The sequence below is a fragment of the Mucilaginibacter gilvus genome, assembly GCF_004054195.1.
In the GTDB taxonomy this organism is placed as follows: domain Bacteria; phylum Bacteroidota; class Bacteroidia; order Sphingobacteriales; family Sphingobacteriaceae; genus Mucilaginibacter; species Mucilaginibacter gilvus.
Genome location: NZ_SBIW01000006.1, coordinates 351134 through 375630 on the forward strand (window position 1 = coordinate 351134; position 24497 = coordinate 375630).

21 protein-coding genes are annotated in these 24497 nt (G+C 45.2%); 8 read left to right on the forward strand and 13 right to left on the reverse strand.

What is annotated here, in order from left to right; all coding sequences use genetic code 11:
* Nucleotides 1-220 precede the first annotated feature (220 nt).
* The 4 genes from lon to EPL05_RS13790 all read left to right on the forward strand — a co-directional run bounded on the left by lon (nt 221) and on the right by EPL05_RS13790 (nt 5054).
* Nucleotides 221-2698, forward strand: coding sequence for an endopeptidase La (lon, locus tag EPL05_RS13775; RefSeq protein ID WP_128534549.1), 2478 nt, complete (start codon nt 221-223; stop codon nt 2696-2698).
* 165 nt (nt 2699-2863) lie between these two features.
* Entirely contained in the window at nt 2864-3448 is a 585-nt protein-coding gene (locus EPL05_RS13780; RefSeq protein ID WP_128534550.1) for a hypothetical protein, read from the forward strand.
* Between the two features lies 1 nt (nt 3449).
* Nucleotides 3450-4064, forward strand: coding sequence for a hypothetical protein (locus EPL05_RS13785; protein WP_128534551.1), 615 nt, complete (start codon nt 3450-3452; stop codon nt 4062-4064).
* 36 nt (nt 4065-4100) lie between these two features.
* The gene (locus EPL05_RS13790; protein ID WP_128534552.1) at nt 4101-5054 is read left to right on the forward strand and encodes a lipid A deacylase LpxR family protein; all 954 of its coding nucleotides are present in this window, start codon (nt 4101-4103) and stop codon (nt 5052-5054) included.
* Here the strand turns inward: EPL05_RS13790 and arfB are convergent.
* Complete coding sequence (gene arfB / locus EPL05_RS13795; protein ID WP_128534553.1) at nt 5051-5461, reverse strand: alternative ribosome rescue aminoacyl-tRNA hydrolase ArfB; 411 nt, start codon at nt 5459-5461, stop codon at nt 5051-5053. The two genes, EPL05_RS13790 and arfB, sit on opposite strands and share 4 nt — an antisense overlap.
* Before the next feature lie 315 nt (nt 5462-5776).
* On the opposite strand from arfB, the gene cmk reads away from it, so the two are divergent.
* A complete protein-coding gene (gene cmk, locus EPL05_RS13800) occupies nt 5777-6454 on the forward strand; it encodes a (d)CMP kinase (RefSeq protein WP_128534554.1) in 678 nt (225 codons plus the stop codon).
* Between the two features lie 108 nt (nt 6455-6562).
* On the opposite strand, the gene EPL05_RS13805 is transcribed toward cmk, so the two are convergent.
* Both EPL05_RS13805 and EPL05_RS13810 read right to left on the reverse strand, forming a co-directional pair.
* Entirely contained in the window at nt 6563-7012 is a 450-nt protein-coding gene (locus EPL05_RS13805; protein ID WP_128534555.1) for a deoxycytidylate deaminase, read from the reverse strand.
* Between the two features lie 112 nt (nt 7013-7124).
* Nucleotides 7125-8741, reverse strand: a complete 1617-nt coding sequence (locus EPL05_RS13810) for an MFS transporter (RefSeq protein WP_128534556.1) — start codon at nt 8739-8741, stop codon at nt 7125-7127.
* A 188-nt stretch (nt 8742-8929) separates the two neighbouring features.
* Here EPL05_RS13810 and EPL05_RS13815 point away from each other — a divergent pair, with 188 nt between their 5' ends.
* Entirely contained in the window at nt 8930-9583 is a 654-nt protein-coding gene (locus EPL05_RS13815) for a LysE family translocator (RefSeq protein ID WP_128534557.1), read from the forward strand.
* Nucleotides 9584-9952: 369 nt separating this feature from the next.
* On the opposite strand, the gene EPL05_RS13820 is transcribed toward EPL05_RS13815, so the two are convergent.
* The 3 genes from EPL05_RS13820 to EPL05_RS13830 all read right to left on the reverse strand — a co-directional run bounded on the left by EPL05_RS13820 (nt 9953) and on the right by EPL05_RS13830 (nt 12827).
* Nucleotides 9953-10162: a hypothetical protein gene (locus EPL05_RS13820; RefSeq protein ID WP_128534558.1), complete on the reverse strand. Its 210-nt coding sequence runs from the start codon at nt 10160-10162 to the stop codon at nt 9953-9955.
* A 148-nt stretch (nt 10163-10310) separates the two neighbouring features.
* Nucleotides 10311-10505 (reverse strand): cold-shock protein, encoded by a 195-nt coding sequence (locus tag EPL05_RS13825; RefSeq protein WP_128534559.1) that lies wholly within the window; start codon nt 10503-10505, stop codon nt 10311-10313.
* A gap of 414 nt (nt 10506-10919) precedes the next feature.
* Nucleotides 10920-12827, reverse strand: a complete 1908-nt coding sequence (locus EPL05_RS13830; protein ID WP_128534560.1) for an amidophosphoribosyltransferase — start codon at nt 12825-12827, stop codon at nt 10920-10922.
* A gap of 180 nt (nt 12828-13007) precedes the next feature.
* On the opposite strand from EPL05_RS13830, the gene EPL05_RS13835 reads away from it, so the two are divergent.
* Both EPL05_RS13835 and EPL05_RS13840 read left to right on the forward strand, forming a co-directional pair.
* A complete protein-coding gene (locus tag EPL05_RS13835; protein ID WP_208394749.1) occupies nt 13008-13886 on the forward strand; it encodes a sugar phosphate isomerase/epimerase family protein in 879 nt (292 codons plus the stop codon).
* A gap of 201 nt (nt 13887-14087) precedes the next feature.
* Nucleotides 14088-14876 carry a carbon-nitrogen hydrolase family protein gene (locus tag EPL05_RS13840; protein WP_128534561.1) on the forward strand — a complete coding sequence of 263 codons (789 nt, stop codon included), beginning with the start codon at nt 14088-14090 and terminating at the stop codon, nt 14874-14876.
* Between the two features lie 242 nt (nt 14877-15118).
* Here the strand turns inward: EPL05_RS13840 and EPL05_RS13845 are convergent, their stop codons facing one another.
* The 7 genes from EPL05_RS13845 to EPL05_RS13875 form a co-directional block, all read right to left on the reverse strand.
* On the reverse strand, nt 15119-15436 hold the full coding sequence (locus EPL05_RS13845) for a hypothetical protein (RefSeq protein ID WP_128534562.1): 318 nt from the start codon (nt 15434-15436) through the stop codon (nt 15119-15121).
* Nucleotides 15437-15524: 88 nt separating this feature from the next.
* A complete protein-coding gene (locus tag EPL05_RS13850) occupies nt 15525-16832 on the reverse strand; it encodes an ammonium transporter (protein ID WP_128534563.1) in 1308 nt (435 codons plus the stop codon).
* A gap of 84 nt (nt 16833-16916) precedes the next feature.
* Nucleotides 16917-18425, reverse strand: a complete 1509-nt coding sequence (locus tag EPL05_RS13855) for an NADH-quinone oxidoreductase subunit N (protein ID WP_128534564.1) — start codon at nt 18423-18425, stop codon at nt 16917-16919.
* Nucleotides 18426-18430: 5 nt separating this feature from the next.
* On the reverse strand, nt 18431-20029 hold the full coding sequence (locus EPL05_RS13860) for a DUF4139 domain-containing protein (RefSeq protein WP_128534565.1): 1599 nt from the start codon (nt 20027-20029) through the stop codon (nt 18431-18433).
* Between the two features lie 60 nt (nt 20030-20089).
* Nucleotides 20090-21694: a complex I subunit 4 family protein gene (locus EPL05_RS13865; RefSeq protein ID WP_128534566.1), complete on the reverse strand. Its 1605-nt coding sequence runs from the start codon at nt 21692-21694 to the stop codon at nt 20090-20092.
* On the reverse strand, nt 21694-23778 hold the full coding sequence (locus EPL05_RS13870; RefSeq protein WP_128534567.1) for an NADH-quinone oxidoreductase subunit 5 family protein: 2085 nt from the start codon (nt 23776-23778) through the stop codon (nt 21694-21696). Before EPL05_RS13870 ends, EPL05_RS13865 begins: the two co-directional genes overlap by 1 nt.
* Nucleotides 23775-24497 (reverse strand): TonB-dependent receptor plug domain-containing protein, encoded by a 723-nt coding sequence (locus EPL05_RS13875; protein WP_128534568.1) that lies wholly within the window; start codon nt 24495-24497, stop codon nt 23775-23777. The genes EPL05_RS13870 and EPL05_RS13875 overlap by 4 nt, the downstream gene beginning before the upstream one ends.

Here is a 24497-nt window from a genome sequence, read left to right on the forward strand (position 1 = left end):
CCCCATAATTCCCTCTGAAACTTTTTGCGCATTGCAACGTCTAATAAATCAAACAGTTACAGGCGCAGGCAAAATACCCAATCAAATAACCCTATATTGGCATAGTGCTTGAAATAGTATATTTGTATATATAAAACTGGTAGTTAACCCCTATTTAATGCGCAGGATGTTTCCGGCGGCTGACAATATGACGTTGCGCTATCATTAAACAAGGTGATTAATGACTTTCGATCCGTTTGATTTTAAAAATACTGCTGCTATAAACGAAGATTCCGAGTTCTTTCCGCTGATGTCGTCAGAGGATGAGGAGGAGATGAATAACGAGCAGGTTCCCGAAATTTTACCCATACTTCCGCTTCGCAATACCGTTTTATTCCCTGGTGTTGTCATCCCTATTACCGTAGGTCGCGATAAATCTATCAAGCTCATCCGCGATGCCAACAAAGGCAAGCGCCTTATTGGCGTAGTGGCACAACAGGATGTAAGTGTAGAAGACCCTAACTTTAGTCAGCTGCACCGCGTGGGCACTATTGCGCTCATTATCAAAATGCTGCAAATGCCCGACGGTAATACTACCGTGATACTACAGGGTAAAAAGCGTTTTATTTTAAAGGACGAAGTACAAAGCGAGCCCTACATCAAAGCTACTTTGGAGCCTTTTAAAGAGATAAAACCAAAAGAAGATAAAGAGTTTAAAGCCATGGTATCGTCTGTAAAGGATATGGCTATGAATATTATCCAGCTTTCGCCGAATATTCCGAGCGAGGCCGGTATTGCTATCCGTAATATCGAGAGCACCAACTTCCTCATCAACTTCATATCATCCAATATGAACGCGGATATGGCAGCCAAGCAAGACCTGCTGGAAACCGCCAGCCTGCGCGACAGGGTGAACATGGTGCTGGAACATTTGACTTTAGACCTGCAGATGCTGGAACTGAAGAACCAGATCCAAACCAAAGTACGGGTTGACCTGGACAAACAGCAGCGCGATTATTTCCTGAATCAACAGTTAAAAACTATACAGGAAGAACTCGGCGGCACCTCTCCCGACCTCGAGATAGAGAATCTGCGCCAGCGTGCCTTAAAGAAAAAGTGGAGCAAAGAAGTTAAAACCCAGTTTGCCAAAGAGCTGGAAAAACTTACCCGCACCAACCCTGCCGCCGCAGATTATTCGGTGCAGATAAATTATTTGGAGCTGTTGATCGATCTGCCATGGAATGAGTTTACTAAAGACAACTTCGACCTTAAACGCGCCCAAAAGGTGCTGGATAAGGACCACTTTGGCCTCGATAAAGTAAAACAACGCATCATAGAGTACCTTGCCGTGCTCAAGTTGAAGCACGACATGAAAGCGCCTATCCTTTGTTTGGTTGGCCCTCCGGGAGTTGGTAAAACCTCCCTGGGTAAATCAATCGCCAAAGCTTTGGGTCGCAAATACGTACGTATGGCCCTTGGCGGCGTACGCGATGAGGCAGAAATTCGCGGTCACCGCAAAACCTATATCGGCGCTATGCCGGGCAGGATCATCCAGTCGGTAAAGAAAGCCGGCGCGGCAAACCCGGTATTTATTTTGGATGAGATAGATAAAGTAAGCAACGATTTCCGTGGCGACCCATCTTCTGCTCTTTTAGAGGTACTGGACCCTGAACAGAACAGCACCTTCTATGATAACTACGTGGAGATGGATTTCGATCTGTCCAACGTTATGTTCATTGCTACCGCAAACTCGCTGAGCAGCATCCAACCAGCTCTGTTAGACAGAATGGAGATCATCGAAGTGAACGGTTACACCATCGAAGAAAAGATAGAGATAGCCAAACGCCACCTGGTACCCAAACAGCGCGAAGCCCATGGTTTGAACGCGAAGCAGGTAGTGATCAAAAATGAGATAGTAGAGCGGCTGATAGAAGACTATACCCGCGAGTCGGGCGTACGCGCGCTGGAAAAAAGGATTGGTTCGGTAGTACGTGGCGTAGCCAAAAACATTGCCATGGAAGAGGAATACAACCCGGCGGTGAATAAAAAAGACGTGGTAAAAATATTGGGCGCGCCTTTTTATGATAAAGATCTTTACGAAAACAACGACATAGCGGGTGTAGTGACAGGCTTAGCCTGGACATCCGTTGGTGGTGATATCCTGTTCATCGAATCGAGCTTGAGCCCGGGTAACGGTAAACTTACCTTAACCGGTAGTTTGGGCGATGTAATGAAGGAATCGGTAACCATTGCCTTAGCTTATTTAAGGGCGCACGCAGCCGCTTTCGATATCAACCCAAAACTGTTTGAACAATGGGATGTACATGTACACGTACCGGCCGGCGCTACCCCTAAGGATGGCCCATCGGCTGGTGTTACCATGCTTACCGCCCTGGTTTCGGCATTTACACAGCGTAAGCTAAAACCACATCTAGCCATGACAGGCGAGATCACCTTGCGCGGCCGTGTACTCCCTGTAGGTGGTATCAAAGAGAAGATCCTCGCAGCAAAACGTGCCAATATCAAAGAGATCATTCTCTGCAAATCCAACCAGAAAGATATCCTCGAGATCAAGGAAGATTACATAAAGGATCTGAAGTTCCACTACGTAACCGATATGAAGGAAGTAGTTGAACTGGCCTTACTGAATGAGAAGGTGAGCAACGCGCTCGACTTGACGGTGAAGGAAAAAGAACCCGCAAAACCGGCGTCGAACTAACGAAACGATTTTTAAATAATGGAGAGCAGCACAAATTGTGCTGCTTTTTTTGTGATAGATTTTCGGGGTAACTATCGCTGTGAAACAGGCTATAACAACAATTAATAATTAACGCCGGCGTCGTTTCAAAAAAATAGACTATCTTCATGCAGCTTAAACCAGTTTATGATAAAATTAATACGCCCCACCCTACTCGTTTTACTCGCCGCTTTTTCGCTCAATACCAGCGCGCAAAAAATTTCGCAAACAGATTCGCTTAACAAGATTTACGCCAATAAAAGGGCGCAAAGCGTTTATTTTGAGGGATTAGGCGCCGGTGGCGTATATTCCTTTAATTATGATACCCGTTTTAAAAAGCGGCAGGATGGGCTGGGCGGCCGGGTTGGTATCAGCTATTTTTCCGAAAACGATGACAGGCTTTTTACCATACCCGTTGTTATCAACTATTTGTTGGGTAAAAATGGCAAGTATTTTGAAATTGGCGCTGGCGCTACGTTTTTCCAATACAGTTCTTACAGCTCTAACACCTTTTTTGGCAATAGCAATAGCTATTACGATTACATCAATTACCCAGAGGATTACAGCTATGAGCGCCACTCGCAAGTTGGGGCGTTCGGCTCGCTTAATTTTGGTTACCGTTACCAACCCGCCGATGGCGGCTTTAGCTTCCGTGGTGGGTTCAGTCCGATATTTTCATCACACGATTTTGTGCCCTACTGGCCTTATTTGAGTTTCGGATACACGTTTTAAAATGAAAAAAATATTAATCGCCGCTACCTTATTGGTCACGTCAGGTTCGGGTTTATACGCACAGCAAGCGAGCCCCGTAAAAACAACGCAGCAGGATTCACTTAAAAAAGATTCGCTCAACAAACTGTTAAACCAACGGGCCAAAAGTATTTACTTTGAGGCCGCCGGCCCGGGCTCTCTATACTCCGTTAATTACGATACCCGCTTTAAAAAACGGCGAAACGGGTTAGGCGCACGCATTGGCTTAACTTATGTATTTTTAGATAACGAAAAAGCTTTAGCAGTTCCGTTTTTGCTCAATTACCTGTTCGGCAAAAAGAAGCATTTTTTTGAAGTCGGCGCCGGGGCAACCTACTATTATGATTTTAAAACCGACTATACGCCCCTCTTTGGCGAAACGGATCTCCCGGCTTCTACAAAATTTGAGCAGTACGGTTCGGGTGTGATAGGATCTGTTACGGTTGGCTACCGCTACCAGCCTTTAAAAGGGGGATTCAATTTCCGCGCGGGTAACAGCGTTATCATCAAAAAAGAATTTTTACCTTTTTGGCCATACGTAAGCGTTGGGTATACATTCAAAAATAAACCCAAGCCTATTAAAGTTAAATCATCCTGATTTTCTATTTTAGCGAAGCTTTTTTATAAACTCTTGATGAAAATTAAACTCCTTGCTTTAGCCGCCTGCCTGTTTGCAGCCAGCGGCGCTTTTGCACAAACCCGTGGACACGAGTTCGGCATTCAATCTGATAACGACTCCTTCCTGGCGCAGGGATCTGACAAGTATTACACCAATGGCATTTTCTTGTATTACCGCAAAGCGCTGGATGCCGGCAAAAACGAAAAGCTGGGCAATAAGGTACTGGGCTTTGAGGTGGGTCAAAAATTATTCAACCCCCAATCGGCGTCTATACCTTCATTAAACTATCTCGACAGACCATTTGCAGGCTATTTATACGCGGGCGCATCGCTAAACCTGCTTTATAAAAGCGAAAATAATTTAAAGCTTACCGCCAGGGTTGGCGTTGTTGGCCCGGCTTCGGGTGGGCGGGGCGCACAGGAATTTATTCATAAAACCTTCGGCTTTTACCCGCCGGAGGGCTGGGAATACCAGATTAGGAACGATGTTGAAGTAAACCTGTCTGCAGAGTATAATAAACTGCTTGCACGCGGTTCGTTTATAGATATATCTGCTGCTACCTACGCCAATTTGGGTACTGGCTTTGTTAGCGCAGGCGCAGGCCCGCTGATCCGCATGGGGAATTTTAATCAATTATTTCAATCTTCGAGCACACAAAGCACTGCCTCCAAAGGCAAAAACGCGCTGCTGCACGAGCATGAGTTTTTCTTCTACTACAAACCACAGGCAAACCTTATTGGTTACGATGCCACCATACAGGGCAGCATATTTAAGGACCATCCCGAGGCGGGCACTATGGAGGTTACTAAAGATATCCGCCACTTTGTATTTAGTAACGAGCTGGGCTTAAACTACGTAAGCGGCAGATTTGTATACGGGTTAGCGGCCATCTTTAATACAAAGGATGTAAAAAACCAGGCAAAAGCTCATCAATGGGGTTCGGCAACGTTGCTGTACCGATTTGATTAAATATCAAAGTTCTTTTTCCGGCTTTCTTTTTTATCGGCCTGGGCCTTCTTGTTGCCCAGGCGGGCCAGCTTGGCTGCCTTGCTAACTTTCCGTTTTTTGCGAATTTTGGGCCTGATAAGCGCGTTGCCGAGTAACGCGATGAGGCGTTCCATCGCAATTTCTTTATTGAGGTACTGGCTGCGTTCTTCATCACATATAACCTGTACAGAGCCATCTTTGTTAAAACGGCTTTGTAGCTTCTCGTTCAGCAATAGTTTTTCCTCATCGGTAAACAGTACCGATTCGTTGATATTAAACAGCAATTCTACCTTGCTGGATACCTTATTTACATTTTGCCCGCCTTTACCCCCGCTGCGCGATGTTTTGTAGCTGATCTCTTTTTGCAGGCTGGCCTTATCAAAATTCATGGCGCGAATTTAATAAATTAGTTGATTAGCCGATTGGAGGTGTTCCAGGCAAGTGCTTCAATGCAATTTGCCTCATTTTTCAAATTTTTTATAAATAAGTGTAAATAAGTAAATTAAATAGTTCATCTAACTAACAGGGGTGTTCCAAAGTGTTTCATAAAAAACTGTAAAATACTGATGATCAATATTATTTAAAAAATAAGTATTTCACGCGCAATTATGGAACACCATACGGGACCCTGCGGACAGGTTATGCAGGTTTCTACCTGCTTTCCATTTCCAATTAATCGCCAAAAACCGTAACTTCGTACCCCGATGAGCAATAACATTATAGTAGCTATCGACGGCTACTCCTCATGCGGTAAAAGCACCCTGGCCAAGGCACTGGCCAAAAAACTTCATTTTATTTATGTAGACAGTGGCGCCATGTATCGCGCAGTTGCCCTATATTTTTTAAGGAACAATGTGGATATGGCCGACCATGCCCATGTTGAGGAAGCCCTTAAAAACATCCACCTCAACTTTCACTCACGCGATTATGAATCGCACATCACCCTGAACGACGAGGAAGTATCCGAAGAAATTCGCCAGATGCCGGTATCCGAAAAGGTGAGCGCTGTAGCGGCTTTAAAAGAAGTTCGCCGCGAGATGGTGAAGCAGCAGCAACGCATGGGCAAATCAAAAAATATTGTGATGGATGGCCGCGACATAGGTACCGCCGTGTTCCCAACCGCGCCTGTTAAACTTTTTATGACGGCCGATCCAAAAATACGTGCCGAACGACGTTACAAAGAGATCCATACCAAAGAGCCCAACGTTACCTTAGAAGACGTATTTGAGAACCTTGCCCACCGCGACTACGCCGATACCACCCGCCTTGAAAGCCCATTGGTACGAGCTGATGACGCCATTATACTGGATAATACCGAACTCACCCCTGAGGAGCAGCTTCAATTTGCGCTGGACAGGGTGGAACCACTTTTGAAAAGTTAAAAGTTAATGCAACCCGAAAGACTTTGTTTGCCCCAGTTTTAAATAAAGTCGAAAGTGAAAAGTCTTCAAAACTTTTCACTTTCGACTTTTCACTTTTAACTTTCGACTCTACTCCGCTTTCACGGCGCTTACCCCAAACTTATTCAAAAAATCAACCCCTTCGTCACTGGCGAGGCCTTTGTATTGGGCGTAAGATTTATCAAAGTAAACTTGCTTAATACCCGCAGAGAAAATAAGCCTGGCGCATGGCAGGCATGGCGATAGCGTGGTGTACAGCGTTGCACCTTCTAAATTGGCACCATTCTTCACAGCGTAAAGGATAGCGTTCTCCTCGGCGTGCAGCGCAAGTGAGCAGCTGCCCTTAGAGTCGCGCGGGCAACCTTGCTCCGGAAACTCCTCATCGCAGTTATGCGTGCCCGCAGGCGGGCCATTGTACCCAATAGAGATGATGCGGGTGTCCTTAGCTAAAACGGCACCTACCTGGGCTTTAACGCAGTGAGAGCGCTTAGCCAGATCGGTTGCCAGGTTCATAAAAATATGATCGAAAGTGGGTTTCATGTTAGTTAATTATAGGTTGGAGGTTAGTAGAAGCTGTTTTATAATTATACAAAGAAAAGAGGTTAGCCGGAGCAATCCAACTAACCTCTTTTCACAATTTATTTGCTAATAATTAATGGCCCCCGCTTTTCTCAACCTGAACGTGGTCGATATTTATACCTTGTTTGATTAGCTCTGCCCTTACTCTCCATGCAAAGAATACGATGTAAGCAAAACCTAAAACTGGTACAAGGTAAGATTGATGTATACCAATGGTATCGGCCATAAAGCCCTGTACCGGCGGGATGATTGAACCACCCAGGATCATCATAATTAAGAATGCCGAACCCTGACCTGTATATTTCCCTAAACCAGTTATGGCTAACGAAAAGATAGATGGCCACATAATAGAGCAGCATAGGCCACCACTAATAAACGCGAATACGGCTACCATACCTGTGGAAAATAAACCAATTAACATAAATATCACCCCTAATATACCAAATGTAACCAATGTACGAACCGGTTTTTGCTGGCCTATAAAAAATGCCACTACTAATACCGCGATACTAATCCCATAAACAAACAGTGTACTAACATCGGCCACTGTAGACCTGTTTACCAACAGCACAATGCCAAATGCAATAAATGGAACTATAACCGTTAAAATATTTTTTGTTGTTTTAGACAGGTTAAACGCGCCTATGGCACCAGTGAACCTGCCTATCATCAAACTACCCCAATATAAAGAGATGTAAGGCGCTATTTCCGAATCTTTAAAGTTGCCGAATTCTGGCAATTTAAGCAATGCACCCATATTACTTTGTATGGTAACCTCGGTGCCAACGTAAGTGAAAATAGCTATCATACCCAAGATCAACTGTGGATACTGCATCGCTCCCCAACCCTGGTTGTTTTTCTGTGCTGAAAACAGGGAACCTATTAGGGTTAGTATAATAAGCGCCAATGTTGAATAAATAAAAACCGACTTTGGTATTCCTGTAAGACTAACTAACGGATCAACAGCGAGAATTATCAAAAATGCTATAAACATTAATATTATTGGCTTGCCTGGTTTGCTTGTGTTTTCCACTTTTTCGTCACTGGTAACCACAGGAAGTTTTGACAACCAAAAAAACAATGCTACGGCTAACAACAGCCCCGCGAAAATGTAATATAAATTATCGATAGAAGATATTTTTACGTCTGCTGGCGCGATATGGCTGTTAGCTGAGCCAAATAATACAATACTGATAACAGCGGGGCCGAGCAAGCCGCCGATATTGTTGATACTACCCGCGAAATTTAAACGATTGGACCCAGTTTCTGACGGACCAAGCGCAACAACGAAAGGGTTAGCAGCCGTTTGTTGTAAAGAAAAACCAATGGTGATAACAAATATAGCCGATAAAACAAGGGCGTATGACCCAGTAGCAACGGCAGGGATCATTAACAAGGCACCGCCCGCAGATATCACTAAACCCAATATTATACCGTTTTTATAGCCTAATTTATTTAGGATATCAGTTTTGCTGATCTGAGAAGCAAAGTATAATATTAACGACCCTATGAAATAGCCGCCATAAAAGGTAAAGTCGATTAATTGCGACTCGAATTGCGTTAAGTGAAAATGTGTTTTACAAAAGGGTATGAAAATTCCGTTTGATGCCGCTAAAAAGCCCCAAAAGAAAAATACAGTTACCAGCGTATATAAAGCCGACCCATAATTTTTTGAGTTGTTTTGTTCCATTGTTAAATGAGGTTGTTAAATATTGGTGTATTTGAAGCACTAAACATAATTCATTTTTTTATAAATAGCCGTTAATTTTTTCAAAATATAAATCACAAATTATGTTTTTGGTGTTTAACAGATAATTGTTGCATATTAGTGTCCTGATTTTTTTAACTGGATAGAAAGCAATATATACGCCTAACTTAATGATAGAAGCCATTATTTCGGGAATTGGGTTTGGATTAGTACTCACATTTATAACCGGCCCGGTTTTTTTCGCTTTAATTAAAACCAGTATCGAAAAAGGCTTCCACGCAGGCGTAGCTTTGGCACTCGGTGTGGTATGCAGTGATGTTGTTTTTGTAGGGGCCATCCTTTTCGGGTCGCAATTGTTCACTATAAGCCAGCATACAAAAACTATGGTTGGCGTATTGGGCAGCCTTATACTCTTCGTAGTGGGCGTTTACTACCTGTTCAAAAAAAGCGATGTAAACTACAATAACACGGTACCTTCTAATGTAGACCGCGCCGGATACTTCTTCAAAGGATTTTTAATGTGCATTTTCAACCCTACGATACTCTTTCATTGGACGGTCGTCATCGGCGCAGCCAGTACTGTTTACCACGAAGGAGTACATGGCCGCACATTAAAAATCGCCATCATGTTCTTAACCATCCTTATCGTACAATTCGGGCTCGACACCACAAAAGCGTTCTACGCCGATAAACTCCGCGACAAAATATCTGTAAAACTTGTTCACCGCCTCAACCAAATCGCTGGCATAGCGCTTATCATCGCCTCATTGGTATTGGTTGATAGGCTGGTAACCCACTACGTTTTCTCGGCACCGGGGCATTAACGCGGTGCGCCTCCCCAACTTGGCCGTTCCGATAACTATGTTATCTTAAATTACTACTTTAGGTATTCTTTTAATAGTATGCCCCATAATAAAAACGCATTTGACCTCCTCCATGTTATCCTTGCAATTTTGGTTCTTATATCGCATGCGTTTTACTTTACAGATCACAGTGCCGAGCCTATAGCGGTGTTCTAAAAAGGTCAGATCAATATGGGCGATGTTGATGTTATGGAGTTCTTTTGTTTGAGCGGCTACCTCATCACCGCCAATTTTGACAGATCACCGAATCTTTTAACAATTTGGCCCAACCTTCTTTATACTATCAAATGCGCGGGCTTTGTACATTTGTTACCTGTGTGGTACCTGCCTTTATATTTTTAAGAACGAGACCATTATCGATAATAAGGGCCAGTTATTTATTGCCCTGATAGCTACTGCCGTTTTACAGTTTGGAGGTTTTTTAATAATAGCGCCTGTGGTATTGCTGTATTGTTTATCAGCGGCTTTGCAAACTTCCAATTCAACTTTAAATACGATCTTTCGTTTGGCCTCTATATCTACGCCTTCCCGGTCGAGCATATTTGTGGAACGGGTGTTCTTGCGCCTTAAAAGCAATAAAGCAGCTTAGATCTGCTCTTTAGCTTCACAACTAAATAAAATCATTTCACAAAAAAAAAGCCCCGAAATTCGGGGCGTTTTTTTTGTACGCTTGATGATTAATATATAATTAAACAACTTTTACATTTACTGCGTTCAAGCCTTTTCTGCCGTTTTCTACTTCGAATTCAACTTTATCGTTTTCACGGATTTCGTCGATTAGGCCTGTTGAATGAACAAATACGTCTGCGCCACCACCGTTAGGTGTAATAAAGCCAAAACCTTTTGTCTCATTGAAAAATTTTACTGTTCCTTCTTTTTGCATTATTTTATTTATTAAAGTGCAAATGTAATTATAATAATCGGCATTTACACAAAAACCCTGTTTTATCGGCAGACAATCGCTTTTAAATTCCAGGAGTGGCAATTTTCGGCTAAAGCCATTGCTATTCGGCTTTAACCTAACCTTTGGCTAAAGCCGAACAGCAATGAATGTAAAAAAGTACTGTTTCTACATCTATTGCCGTCTCTTTAAGGGAAGGATGGCATACTACATGTATGCGGCTTTAGCCAAAATTAGTGTAAACGTTTAACTGCGATTCCCCCCGCATAAAACCCAATAAATTTCAAAGGCTCATTCGATTGTCCATCGGATTGGAATCATAAAAAAAGAGGCGGGAAGTTCAACTCCGGCCTCTTATAAATTATCCCATCTTATTCCCCTTCAGGGGGTAGGGGCTTACATATACGCCCTTTGGTTCTTACCTTCCATCCAGTTAACAAAGGCGCGATTCACAACCTTGTTACCACCCGGGGTTGGGTAATCGCCGCTGAAGTACCAGTCGCCGGTGTGGCCGGGGCAGGCAATATGCAGGTTATCTAAAGTTTGATATAAAACCTTCACTTCGCACTTAACGCCTTTAGGGGTGATGATCTGCGCGATACGGTCAGAAATTTCCTGATCGGTAAACTGCTCATAAATAGCTTTTACGTAGTTCTCCACATCCTCTTTCGGCAGTTTGGAGCTATCTTTACACTTCTGGTAAACGCCCAGTATTACATCATCCTTGTCGGCATCTTTTAACAAGCTTATAGCAGCTTCGAAAGCCACAAACTCGCCCATGCGCGACATATCTATACCGTAGCAATCCGGGTAACGGATCTGCGGGGCAGATGATACCACCACTACCTTTTTAGGGCCAAGGCGATCTAATATCTTCAGGATACTTTGTTTTAGCGTTGTTCCGCGTACGATGGAGTCGTCTAATACTACTAATGTGTCGTCATCATTTTTAATGAGGCCGTAGGTGGTATCGTAAACGTGCGCTACCATCTCGCTACGGTCGGCATCCTGTGTGATGAAGGTACGCAGCTTAACGTCCTTAATAGCAATCTTCTCTACACGTGGCGCCATGCTCAGCACCTCGGTTAGCTCTTCTTCGCTTATTTTATCATCGCGGTTAAGCAATTTGTCGCGCTGGTATTGTTTAATGTATTTATGCACCCCTTCTACCATGCCGTAAAAGGCAACTTCGGCAGTGTTGGGGATGTAAGAGAACACGGTGTTCTTCATGTCGTTATCCACCGCGTTCAATATCTGCGGGCAAAGCAGCCTGCCTAATTGTTTACGCTCGCGGTAAATAGAAGCATCGCTGCCGCGCGAGAAATAGATCCGCTCGAAAGAGCATGATTTTTGTTCCTTCGGCTCGCTAAACATTTCCTCGGTTATCTTGCCGCTCTTTTTAACGATAAGGGCATGGCCGGGGCGGATCTCTTTAACTTCGTCTATAGGGATGTTGAAGGCAGTTTGTATAGCAGGGCGCTCAGAAGCGGCTACTACTATCTCGTCGTTATAATAATAATAAGCCGGGCGTATGCCTACAGGGTCGCGCATTACAAAGGCGTCTCCATGGCCCAAAATACCGGCTATGGTGTACCCACCGTCCCAATTCTTGGCGCTTTTCCGCAATATCTTAGCCACATCCATATCATTGGCTATGAGCTTGCTTATTTCGCGGTTATCGTCCAATCCTTCGCGTTTGTACTGATCAAAAAGGCCCTGGTTCTCGGTATCGATGAAGTGGCCCATTTTTTCCAGCACGGTAATGGTGTCGGCTTGTTCTTTAGGGTGTTGGCCCAGGTCATATAGTTGTTGCAGCAGTTCATCAACATTAGTCATGTTAAAGTTACCGGCAATAACCAGGTTACGCGTCATCCAGTTGTTTTGGCGCAGAAAAGGGTGGCAGCTTTCGATGCTATTTTTGCCATGCGTACCATAACGCAAATGGCCCAGAAGAACTTCGCCGGTAAAGCTTACATGTTCTTTGAGCCATTCAGCATCCTGCATTTTTTCAGGCTGCTCTTTTTCTATCTCGGCAAACTTCTTCTGTATATACTCAAAGATATCTGCCACCGCGTTTGATGCCATCGACCTATGCCGGCTGATGTATCGTTTCCCGGGTTCAATATCCAGCTTAATGGTAGCAACGCCCGCGCCGTCTTGCCCGCGGTTATGCTGTTTTTCCATTAAAAGGTAAAGTTTGTTTATGCCGTACAGCGCCGTGCCGTACTTTTTTTGATAAAAGGATAACGGCTTTAAAAGGCGGATAAATGCTACTCCGCACTCGTGCTTTATCGAATCGCTCATGCTTGCTATTGAGGACGCAAAGGTAAGACTTTATCTCAATTGTGTTTAAACATATTGTCATTATAATGCATTAATATTAGCTTAACAGTACGGCGGGTTAAACCACGAATAATCCAAAACTTAAACATGCTAAATGGCAAACATCGGGGGCTATTAAAACAAAAATCTTTAAATTTGATTATGAATTACATGATGGAAAAACGATCGATCCTATATATTTTACTTGCTTTTACTATCGCAAGCTGCTCGGTTCCTAAATCAGCCCAGGCTCCCGTAAAAGGCCAAAACCTTTTTACCGCGCCTATTGGCGTGCAGGCTTATACCTACCGCGCCAGCTTCGCTGCCCGGCCCGAGGCTGTATTAGATAGTGTAAAAGCGCTTGGCATCACCCAAATGGAAGGCCCAAACCCAAAAGGTGTAGACATTTTTAAGTTTAGGCAGATGCTGGATAAGCGCGGCATCAGTATGCCGTCTATTGGAGTTGATTATGGCTCCCTGGTAAAAGAACCGCTGGAAGCTGTGCGCATGGCCGGTATATTAGGTTCTCAATTTGTAATGGTGGCCTGGCTTCCACATGGTAAAACTTTTACGCTTGATGATGCCAAAAAAGCTGTTGCCGATTTAAACAAGGCCGGCCGCACGTTGAAGGCAAACAGCTTAACCCTTTGCTACCACATCCATGGCTACGAGTTTGCGCCTTATGAGGATGGTACCCTTTTCGATTACATTGTAAAAAACACCGATCCGAGATATGTTAAGTTTGAGATGGATGTAATGTGGGCTTTCCACGGCGGTGCCGACCCGGCTAAACTGATGTTAAAATATCCAACCCGCTGGAGGCTGATGCACCTGAAGGATATCCGTAAAGGCATTGCTAACGACCTTACCGGCGGTACCGCTATCAAAAACGACGTAGCCTTAGGAACCGGACAGATTGATATCCCCGAAGTATTGAAAGCCGCTAAAGCGGTAGGCATCCGCCATTATTTTATTGAGGATGAAAGCCCGGACCATGCCAAGCAGATCCCGGTGACGATAAAGTATTTGAAGAGCCTTTAAGGTTGTTTTTTTTTACCACAGAGTACGCAAAGATTGCAGCGTAATGAGTGCAGAAAGCACAGAGTTTTGCAAATTGGTTAAGCATTTTTTATAGCTGGTTGAATTGCAAAGCTCTGTGCGCCTCTGTGTTTTACTCTGTGCGCTTTGCGGTAAAATACCTAAATTGGATTACAGGCAAAAAATCGTGAAATTCGTGTCGATATGAAAATAGCCGTTGCTTCTCCCCCCTATCCAAAATCTATTGAAGATGGTCTTTATTGGATAGATAAATTATCCAGAGACGCAGCCGACCAACAGGCCGTGGTAGTTTGTTTCCCCGAAACTTATCTACCGGGCTACCCTGGCTTTGGCGCGGAGAAAGCAACGCCCCAGTATATGCAAGCGGCTTTGGAGAGGGTTTGTGAGATAGCAGCAAAACATTCGGTATGTATCATCATCCCGATGGATTGGTTTAAAGATGGCGAACTGCTGAACGTTGCTTACGTAATATCAAATACCGGCGATACCTTAGGCTACCAAACCAAAAACCAGCTGGACCCATCGGAAGACAACATCTGGACGGCAGGCACGGAGCGCAGTTTATTTGAGATTGATGGCCTGAAATTTGGCATTACCATTTGTCACGAAGGTTTTCGGTATCCCGAATCGGTAAGGTGGGCAGCAAGGAACGGCGCTCAAGTCGTGTTCCACCCGCATTTTACCGGCAGCGATACCGAAGGCGTACAACTCAACGAATGGGGCGAAAAACACAGCCCCTACTACGAAAAAGCCATGATGATGCGTGCCATGGAAAACACTATATACTTTGTCAGCGTAGGCTACGCCACCAAATACCAGGAAGCGGCATCGTGCATTGTAGCGCCTGATGGCGTTTGCCTTGCCCATCAACCTTATGGCGAAGCCGGCGTTGCAGTTGTAGATATTGACTTGGGTAAAGCCACGGGGTTATTGGCCAAAAGGTTTAAGCCGAAGCTGGTGCGGGAAGTATAACCTCGCCCAAGAACCCGCTTGTCGAGGGAAGCGCATCGACGAAAAATCTTGAACGCTTCGCTTTTACGCCGGTGCATGACCGTCATACATAATCCGTATGCATGGCGTACAAGTTTTCTCTTCGCCCGCCCACTCTTTCCCTGCCCGCTTGCTCATCGAAATGACAACGTTTTATAAACATTTGGTTTTGCCTTTAGCATCAATAATTTACGCGCCTTTTGGTATAGCGGTGCCTGCTTTGCCTATTTGGTAATAAGTCCGTTCTGTAGTATGATCACGCCGTTTGGCATGGCAACCCCTTTCTCTACATCTACAATACTTCCACCGGTAATAACTACTATTTTATTGGCAGATGCCGGTAAAGCGGTCGATTTTGCAAAGGCTTCCATGCCATAGCCTGCGGCGCGTTTGATCAATTCGGGCAACAGCGCTTCGTCGGGTCGGGGGGGGGTACTTTTATTAGCAAGGTTAGTCTCGTGAGCGTCCACGCTCACCAATGTTGTTGCGCCTGGCGCGGCGGAGAAGTCTTGGCTCCACAGGTGCCTCTTTTTTAAAAACAAAACTGTTCACCTCCTCCCCTAAACATCAAACGCCAAAGGTTTCCCTTCGGCGTTCAACATTTGAAAATTTATTACTCTATATTAAAACTTATAATCTTTCGCCATGCTGGCTGATATCCAATCCCACAACTTCTTCTTCTGTTGACACCCTTAGCGGCGAGATCATGTCGGTTATCTTCAACAATATCACCGAACCGAAGAACGAGAATAAGGAAGTCGCAACCAGCGCCAGTAATTGAATGAAGAACAAATGCGTGTGCCCAAAAAATAAGCCGTTGCCGGTGGTGTTGGCCGGGTTTACGTTCTGGTTGGCGAATACTCCCGTTAGCAGCATGCCTACCATACCACCTACACCATGGCAGGGGAATACGTCCAACGTATCATCTATCGTGGTGCGCGTGCGCCATTCTACCACGAGGTTACTCACCACTGCCGATATGATACCGATTGCCAGCGAGTGCGGCACGCTTACAAAACCGGCGGCCGGGGTAATAGCCACCAAACCTACCACGGCGCCAATACAGGTTCCCATGGCAGATGGCTTGCGGCCGCGAAGCATATCGAAAAATATCCAGGTAACACCGGCGGCGGCAGATGCCGTTGTGCTGGTAGCCAGTGCGGTTACTGCCAAATGGTTTGCGCCAAAAGCCGAACCCGCGTTAAAACCGAACCAGCCGAACCAAAGTAAACCCGTGCCTATCATTACATAGGTAATACGCGCCGGGGCATGGTTGGCTTCGTTACGGCGTTTTAAAAATAAGGCTGATGCCAGTGCCGCCCAACCTGCCGACATGTGTACTACCGTACCCCCGGCAAAATCAAGCACACCTAATTTGAATAAAACACCATCCGGGTGCCAGGTGGCATGGGCCAATGGCGAAAAGATAAATATGGAGAACAGCACCAAAAAGATGATGTACGAATTAAAGCGGATCCGCTCAGCAAAGGCACCGGTGATAAGCGCTGGTGTAATAATGGCGAACTTGAGCTGATACATGGCAAACAGCAGCAATGGGATGGTTGGCGCAAGCGGCCAGCTGGTATTGCCCAGCATCCCTTTCATCATAAAAAAGGTAGAAGGGTTACCAATAACCCCGCCGATGCTATCGCCGAAGGCCAAACTAAAGCCGAAAATACCCCACATTACCGTGATGATAACCATACAAACAATACTTTGTAACATGGTGGATATCACGTTCTTTTTGTTCACCATACCGCCGTAAAAGAAAGCGAGGCCAGGCGTCATAATTAAAACAAGCGCGGTAGACATCAGCATCCAGGCGATATCGCCGGTATTGAAATTCGACTTTATAGTTTTATCATATTCGATAGAAGGAAAAGCAAAGGTAAGGCCTAAAATTACCAGGATGATGAAGAAGGGGAAGTAACGTTTCATATATTATCAGCACTTTTTACAATAAACGGCTGAATTTATATAATTTCTGCAATATTTTTACGAAAAATGAAAAATTACTACAAATTACATGTATTTTATCAATAAATCGGGGAAGATCCCGAATATGATCAGCGCTATCGCGATAATCACCGAAAGTATCACCAACTTTACAGACCATTTATTTTCGCTAATGATAAGTTCGGTACGTTTCAAAAATAAATTAAGGGGAATTTTAATGTAGTAGAACAACGCCACTACCGTGGTAAGCGCCCCGGTGCCCAGCATAGCCAGCAACCAAACATCTTTGGTATGCTGATAAACGCTGTAGGCAGCCGAGAATACAAAAAGCTTACCCGTAAAACCCGCGCTTACGGGAATGCCAGTTAAGGAAACAAGCACTACCACAAAACAAACCGATGCCAACGGATATTTAAAGCCGAGGCCCTTATAGTCGCGCACATCGGTAATACCTTCGGCGTTCTCAAAGTAATTGGCCAAAGCAAGTGCCGCGATAATGCCAAGCCCATAAACCAGCAGGTAATATATTAAAGCGGATAAACCCTCGGGCGTAAACGTAACCAGCGCCATCAGCGCAAAACCGGTATGCCCTATGCCCGAATAGGCCAGCATCCGTTTTACATTGTTTTGCAGTACGGCGGTAAAGTTACCTGCTATCATGGTGATGATGCCGATAATGGCCAGTACTAAACGAAAATCAAACCCATGCCAATCTTTATAAAAAGCAAATGGGGTAACAAAATTCACCAGCAAAGCAAAGGCAGCAATTTTTGGCAAGGCCGAGAGGTAGGCCGTAACCGGGGTTGCCGCGCCTTCGTAAACATCTGGCACCCAAAAATGGATGGGCACGAACGACAACTTAAACCCTATGCCCACCAGTACCAATACCAAAGCGAAGGATACGCTCAAAGGGTTTACCTGTGCAAGCTGCACAATCATCTGACTGCCCACCGTTAAATTCAGCGAGCCCGTAAAGGCATAAATAAGCGAGATGCCGTACAACATTACCGCCGATGATGCCACGCCAAACAACACATACTTTAACCCCGCTTCGGTACTAACCACCCGCTCGGATTTATAGGCCACCAGCAGGTACGATGCGATAGACACCATCTCAATAGCCAGGTAAATTGAGAGCAGGTTTACCGCCATGATCATGAGGTGCAGCCCCAATACAGATCCAATCACGATTGTATATAGATCTGACAAGCCTTTTTTATGTGCCTTTAACTTATTATCCCATGTAAAATACAGCAACAGAATAAAGGTTAATATATCAACTACGATCTTAAACTTAATTGCCGGCCCATGCAGCCATAGCGTATTACCGAACAGGTATTGCGAACCTGTGCCTTTCAACATCAAAAACTTTTGATCGTAGTCCATCACCAATACCAGCGCCATGCCTATTAACGCGATGGAGCGGCACAACCACGTGGAGGCTTTACCGAAGAAAAGATCGGTAAGCAGTACCACGATAAACAATGCAGTTAAGTAAATTTCGGGCGTAAAATATTGCAGACTGCCTAAAACGTCACTTAACTGCTTGGGTATATCGTGTATCAGATAATGCATTTTTACTATTGTACTATTACAGATTGGTTTTTAGGGTATTTCACCTGGTATTTTACACGCAGTTGTTTCACGGCCTGCGGCTCCAGGGTAAAGCTCCATGATAATTTACCGGTTACTTTATTCATTTCGGCACCGCTTGTTTCCTGTGTATCTACCTCTATCGCGGTATTTTGCGATACCGGCACCTGGTCTTCTACCAACAGGTTAATAGCCTGCGTCTTGCGGTTTTTTATGGAGATGTTCCAGTCGCGGGTTTCCTTTTTGTTCGAACCCAAAATGCCCTGCTTCTCGTTCAGTTCGGTTTGCATCATGCGTTTTACCACAATGTTTTTATCAACCCCCAAAGATAAACTTAAGGTATCGTTTGCCGCACGGATATCTAATTTTGATTTACCGATGAATGTGCCCTCGAAAAATAAATTAGCCTCGCCCGACAGGAAATTGTATTTGGTCCAGTCGGTAATGCGGGCGGTGAGGAACACATCCGTGCTTAGTTTTGGCGCGGCGTAGTATTGGTATTTTGCTTCGGCAGTAACCTGGTCAATTTCTACCAGATATTGCTTACCATCCGCAGGCACCGAAAAGGGGTTTTGGATATTAAACTCCATATTAGTTTGGTTCTCTGTAGTATTCACCGAAACGCCCGAAGCTCTTCCCTGAAGCGATTTTGTTACGACCACTTCTCCTAAACTTGAATTATTTAAACTATAATTCATAAAGCCAGAACTTGCTGCTGGTACAGCCGCGTAAATATTCAGGTAATTTGGCCTCAGCTCAGGCTTTGCTCCGCTTACCGACGGGTCGCCGGTGGAGAGGGTAAGCTTTATATTCTTCCAATCCTCGCCGCATTGCTGCGATACATTGGCTTTGTAGGCGATAACTACCGGGCTATTTACATTTTTGGCGCGAATATCATAAGTTGGGTACCAGCGGGCATCGTTCACCACGTAGGTAATGGTAAAAGTCGATTGCAGGGCCGCAGTCGACGATACATTCACCAGCACATTACTGGTAGTAGCGCTTTGGCTCTGCACCAGTTCGTTTACCTGGCTATCATATTTACGGATCTGCTCGTTCAGGCTTTCCAACTCATTATTGATGGCCAGCTCTTTTTTCTTGATCTCGGTTAAGCGCGCAGTTTGGAAATCGAGCGCGGCTTTTAGCTTTACAATATCCAGCCCGGCGGTTTGCCCGTTGCTTACCTGGTTTTTGGTCAGCATATTGGCTTCTTCCTTGTTGATGCTCAGCATGGTGGTTTGAAGGGAAATTTTATCGCGCAGCGACTTTTGGATCAGCTGCAGTTCTTCCACCTTTTTAGTTTTTAGCTGATCGCTCAAATAATTTAGTTCGTGCTTTACAGATAGGATGGTAAAATCGCCGGTGGCACGTACCTGCATACTGGCAGGATCGAGGTTGGGCGATAGGTTATCAAACACCAGTGTTGTTGTGCCGGGCACTACGCTGGCAGTGGCGGTACGCGTAACCTGTGCGCCATTTAAAAACACGGTTACTTTTTCTACTTTGGATGCCACTTTCTGTCCGTCGTCGGCGCGGACGGTTTGGGTGGATATAAACAGGCAGGCAATAAATAATAAATGCTTCATATTTTATTTTATTTACCTGTAGGATGCATGTGCCCGTCCAATTCCATAACCCTGTTCAAATTATTTTATACCGATGAATTGCACCAGCGCCAGTACCGAATCGTTTATCTTATCGAAAACCAGCGATGGCATCAAACCCAAACCTAAAGCGATAAGCGCCAGTGGCAATAAAGTAAGGGTTTCGCGCAGGCTAAGATCTTGCAGGGCTATCTTCCAGATCTCTCCTCCCTTTAAGGACAATTTGCCAAAGAACATGCGTTGCAGCGTCCACAAAAAGTAAGCGGCGCTGAGCAAAATACCAACGGAACCGCAGACCGCCATCCAGTAAGGCAGCAAGCCGTTCGCTGAATGGGATTTAAAGGCACCTGCTAAGGAAAATGCTTCGGCCACGAAAGCGGAGAAACCCGGCAGGCCCAGCGAAGCAAAGAACGCCACCATTACATAAACCGTATAGCGTGGCATCAGCGAGCCGAGGCCACGAAAATGGTAGATGTCGCGGTCGTGTACGCGGTTGTAAATAACGCCTACCAAAAAGAACAGCATAGTTGATAAAAACCCGTGACTCACCATCTGCATCATCGCACCGCTGATCCCTTCGGCAGTGTTGGAAGCGATACCCAGCAGCACAAAACCCATGTGCGAAACGGATGAATAAGCAATGAGGCGTTTCAGATCGCGCTGCGCGAGGGCATTGAAGGCACCGTATAATATAGAGATAACGCCTAAGAGCCCGATCCAGAAAGCACCGCTAAGCGCGATATCCGGGAAGATACCCAAACAGATGCGGATGATGCCGTAACCGCCAATTTTTAGCAAGATCCCCGCCAGTATGATAGACACAGGGGTCGGGGCTTCCACGTGCGCATCGGGCAACCATGTATGCAGGGGCACCACCGGCACTTTAATGGCGAATGCGATGAACAGCACCACAAAGCCCACGGATCGTGCCGGCATCCCTAAAATGGTGTTATGTGTAAGGGTAGAGAACACCGAGCCGTTGATGTAGTTGGCCGGGTTCATCATTTGGATGATATTGAAAGTATGGTTGCCGGTTGCAGGGTCTTTCACCGAAAGGTACAGCCCAACCATTACCAGCAGCATAAATACCGAACCGAACAGGGTGTACAGGAAAAACTTAATGGCGGCATATTCGCGCCTTGCACCGCCCCACATACCTATCAGGAAGTATAGCGGCAACAACATCAGTTCGTAAAAAGTGTAGAACAGGAAGAAATCCATCGCGCAGAAAACACCCACTACCGCCATATCCAGCAGTAAAAATAAGGCGAAGAAACCCTTGAGGTTGCTCTTGATCTCCCAGGAAGAAACGGCGGCCACCACCATTACCAGGCAAGTCATCACCATCAAGGTAATGGAGATGCCATCTATCCCTACAAAATACTCTATCTGCATTTTGCCTGCGGAACCAAGGTCGAGATGGATCCAGGGCAGCTTTTGCACAAACTGGAACTGCTCCTCGTGGTTGATGCCGGCAAGATTGGCCCCCGTTTTAAAGTTGAGGTACATCCAGATACTAAGCCCTAATTGAACAAGCGTGGCAAAAAGGGTGATATACTTGAAGCTGGCCCGCATAGATGAAGGCAGCAGCAGGATGATGAATCCGAACAGTACGGGGGTGAAAATAAGCAGGGTTAATATGTTCATCAGGCCCAGATCAATTTTAAAATAAAAACAGCAATTACGGCAAGCAACATGCTGTACAAATAGTATTGCACTTTACCGCCTTGAAAACGGCGCGCAAAGTTGCCTATGTACTGCACCGGTTGGGCAGCCAGCCAAAGCACGCCATCTACAATATATTTATCACACCAGGCGGTAGCTTTCGCTATGCACAGGCCGATGCTTTCCAGCAGGTGTACAAATCCGTCGATAACTTTGCGGTCTACCCAATAGAGCGCCCCGCTGAGCCAAATTACGAACTTTACAATAATACGTTTATAAAAGCGGTCGATATACCATTCGTTAAAGGAAATGCGGTATAGGAAACCGGTTTCGGAGATAACCGGGCCTACGCGCTTTACATAGAGCACGTAGGCGCTGTAGATAACCATAAGACTCACCACGCTTACCAAAACGGGTATCACTAACGTATAAATACTATAATGCCCTTCCCAGTGTTTCGGTGCAAATGGTTCGTACAGCCACGAGGTTTCGTACGAGATTGGGTTGAGAGAGAACAGCGGGAACAAGCAGCAAAGCGCCAGCAGTACCAATGGCAATTTGTATGCCCAGTGCCCGTCGCCAATGTGAATTTGCAGCGAAGGGAAACTTTTGAGCAGCCTTAGTTCGCCAAAGAATACTTTAAAAATAAGCCTTGCTACATAGAAAGCGGTAAGCCAGCTGGTGAGCAATGCCATTACCGGGATGATATTTAACAGCGGATTCTTGCTATCTGCCCATTCGAAAGCCTGGATCAGGATACCGTCTTTAGAGAGGTAACCGGATGTTAATGGCAAACCTACCAAAGCCAGTCCGGCTATAACAGCTGTGATGAATGTAAGCGGCAGTTTTTTGCGCAGGCCGCCCATTAGCGTAATATCTTGTGGATCGATATCAAGGTTATTATCTTCTTTGATGTGTTTTATTTGGTGAATAACGATACCCGCGACCAAAAACAACAGGCATTTAAAAAAGGCGTGTGTTACCAAATGGAACAGCGAAGACGAATACGCGCCTACGCCCATAGCCATTACCATGTAGCCCAATTGCGATATGGTGGAGTACGCCAAAATGCGTTTGAGATCGTTCTGCGTGAGGGCAATGGATGCCGCCATAAACGCGGTGAAACAGCCCACAATAGCCAGCGTAGTCAATTCCGTACCGTTGAAGAACGGATACACCCTGCCTAATAAGAACACCCCTGCCGCCACCATGGTAGCCGCGTGGATGAGTGCTGAAACGGAGGTTGGCCCTTCCATCGCATCGGGCAGCCAGGTATGTAAAGGAAACTGCGCCGATTTTGCTGCAACGGCAAGAAAAATGCCGCCAAAGGCTATATAATGCCATATTGCCGGTAACGATGCTACCTTCTCGTAATCATGTAAAGGGACCGAACTCCAAAATCCGTCAGAAATTACTGATTGTGCAACCAGTCCGTGCTCACCAAATAACAGGTCAATATCGAAAGTGCCAAATTGGGTAAAGAGGATGATGATGGCCGTTAGCAAGCCAATATCCCCTATCCTGTTCATGATGAAGGCTTTTTTGTTGGCCTGTACCGCGCTGTCCCTATCGTACCAGAAACCGATAAGCAGGTAGCTGGAGAAACCCACCAGTTCCCAAAAAGCATAAAACGTGATGAGACTATCCACAACCACCAACGCCAGCATACTGAAACAAAAGAAACTGAGGTAGCGGAAGTAACGGCTGAAACCCGCATCGTCCTTCATGTATGCCGTCGAATAAATATGCACAGGCAAAGCAATGAGCGATACCAGCACCAGCGTCAGCACCGAAAGGTTGTTTAGTAAAATGCCTATTTGCACCTTTGTTGCCCCAATGGTGAACCACACCTGCTGCATGTGGATGGTATGGTTATCCCAAACTTTAAAAAACACATTAAGCGACAGCACCGCGCTACCCAATATAGCCAGCGTAGATACCCAACCCGAAGCCTTGCTTTTGCCCAGCACCAAAAAGTTGACCACAAAGGCAGCAAAAGGCAACACCACGGCTATAATAGCCAGGGTTACGGTTTGCGCGTCGGTATGGAGGGTGGTGGGGTTCAATGTTTCTTAGTTGTGATCTTAAAAATTGTACCACTCATCCCCTTCATCATGTAATCTTCGATGAACACAGTGTTTTTCATATCGCCTACAGGCAGCTCGTACAGATACTTTATTAAAGCATCGTCACGTTTTCTGTATTCACCATTTACATCATAGAGCACCTTCAAATCAGAAAAATTATTATCATTTAAATACTTACGATAACCCTGCGTTACGCTGCAAAGCTTGTTAAGATAAGTCTTAATTGCATAATCTCTTGTAAAAAGCAGTAATACCAGCGAGCCATAAGCTGCATAGGCAGTTGACCCTTTGTTGAGAAACTTATAATCAATAATTTCATCCGTATTCAGCGTGTCTAACCCCTCCTTACCTGTTTCCGAATTCATGAGGATATTACTACCATATCTTAACGTATCTGGAAAGATAACCAACGGATGCACCCCGCTTTTTACGCGCTTAATATGCTTTCTTGTCACTAAAATTGCGCCGTTAGCGGCTTGTCTTCCGTATATGGCGGCAGCTGCCGCAACTTTTAAAATTTCAATCGTCTTTATATCGCTTGGTTTAACGAGGTTCAAATCATCAGCGTAGTAGCGGCCATCAATAATAATGAGTGGCTTAACCGGCATTGGAGGATTAGGTGGTTCTTGCCAACGTTTTTGCGTGAAACCACTCACACAAACACACATCAAACCGAATATCAAAACCAGCTTCCTCAT

What these genes read in the sequence shown, in the direction of transcription:
- EPL05_RS13865 (WP_128534566.1), bottom strand. Translation starts at nt 21,694, where the DNA reads ATGAACATATTAACCCTGCTTATTTTCACCCCCGTACTGTTCGGATTC.
- EPL05_RS13825 (WP_128534559.1), bottom strand. Translation starts at nt 10,505, where the DNA reads ATGCAAAAAGAAGGAACAGTAAAATTTTTCAATGAGACAAAAGGTTTT.
- EPL05_RS13860 (WP_128534565.1), bottom strand. Translation starts at nt 20,029, where the DNA reads ATGAAGCATTTATTATTTATTGCCTGCCTGTTTATATCCACCCAAACC.
- EPL05_RS13785 (WP_128534551.1), top strand. Translation starts at nt 3,450, where the DNA reads ATGAAAAAAATATTAATCGCCGCTACCTTATTGGTCACGTCAGGTTCG.
- EPL05_RS13875 (WP_128534568.1), bottom strand. Translation starts at nt 24,497, where the DNA reads ATGAGGAAGCTGGTTTTGATATTCGGTTTGATGTGTGTTTGTGTGAGT.
- EPL05_RS13790 (WP_128534552.1), top strand. Translation starts at nt 4,101, where the DNA reads ATGAAAATTAAACTCCTTGCTTTAGCCGCCTGCCTGTTTGCAGCCAGC.
- EPL05_RS13780 (WP_128534550.1), top strand. Translation starts at nt 2,864, where the DNA reads ATGATAAAATTAATACGCCCCACCCTACTCGTTTTACTCGCCGCTTTT.
- EPL05_RS13840 (WP_128534561.1), top strand. Translation starts at nt 14,088, where the DNA reads ATGAAAATAGCCGTTGCTTCTCCCCCCTATCCAAAATCTATTGAAGAT.
- EPL05_RS13805 (WP_128534555.1), bottom strand. Translation starts at nt 7,012, where the DNA reads ATGAAACCCACTTTCGATCATATTTTTATGAACCTGGCAACCGATCTG.
- cmk (WP_128534554.1), top strand. Translation starts at nt 5,777, where the DNA reads ATGAGCAATAACATTATAGTAGCTATCGACGGCTACTCCTCATGCGGT.
- EPL05_RS13820 (WP_128534558.1), bottom strand. Translation starts at nt 10,162, where the DNA reads ATGCTCGACCGGGAAGGCGTAGATATAGAGGCCAAACGAAAGATCGTA.
- EPL05_RS13830 (WP_128534560.1), bottom strand. Translation starts at nt 12,827, where the DNA reads ATGAGCGATTCGATAAAGCACGAGTGCGGAGTAGCATTTATCCGCCTT.
- EPL05_RS13850 (WP_128534563.1), bottom strand. Translation starts at nt 16,832, where the DNA reads ATGAAACGTTACTTCCCCTTCTTCATCATCCTGGTAATTTTAGGCCTT.
- lon (WP_128534549.1), top strand. Translation starts at nt 221, where the DNA reads ATGACTTTCGATCCGTTTGATTTTAAAAATACTGCTGCTATAAACGAA.
- EPL05_RS13835 (WP_208394749.1), top strand. Translation starts at nt 13,008, where the DNA reads ATGAATTACATGATGGAAAAACGATCGATCCTATATATTTTACTTGCT.
- EPL05_RS13815 (WP_128534557.1), top strand. Translation starts at nt 8,930, where the DNA reads ATGATAGAAGCCATTATTTCGGGAATTGGGTTTGGATTAGTACTCACA.
- arfB (WP_128534553.1), bottom strand. Translation starts at nt 5,461, where the DNA reads ATGAATTTTGATAAGGCCAGCCTGCAAAAAGAGATCAGCTACAAAACA.
- EPL05_RS13810 (WP_128534556.1), bottom strand. Translation starts at nt 8,741, where the DNA reads ATGGAACAAAACAACTCAAAAAATTATGGGTCGGCTTTATATACGCTG.
- EPL05_RS13855 (WP_128534564.1), bottom strand. Translation starts at nt 18,425, where the DNA reads ATGCATTATCTGATACACGATATACCCAAGCAGTTAAGTGACGTTTTA.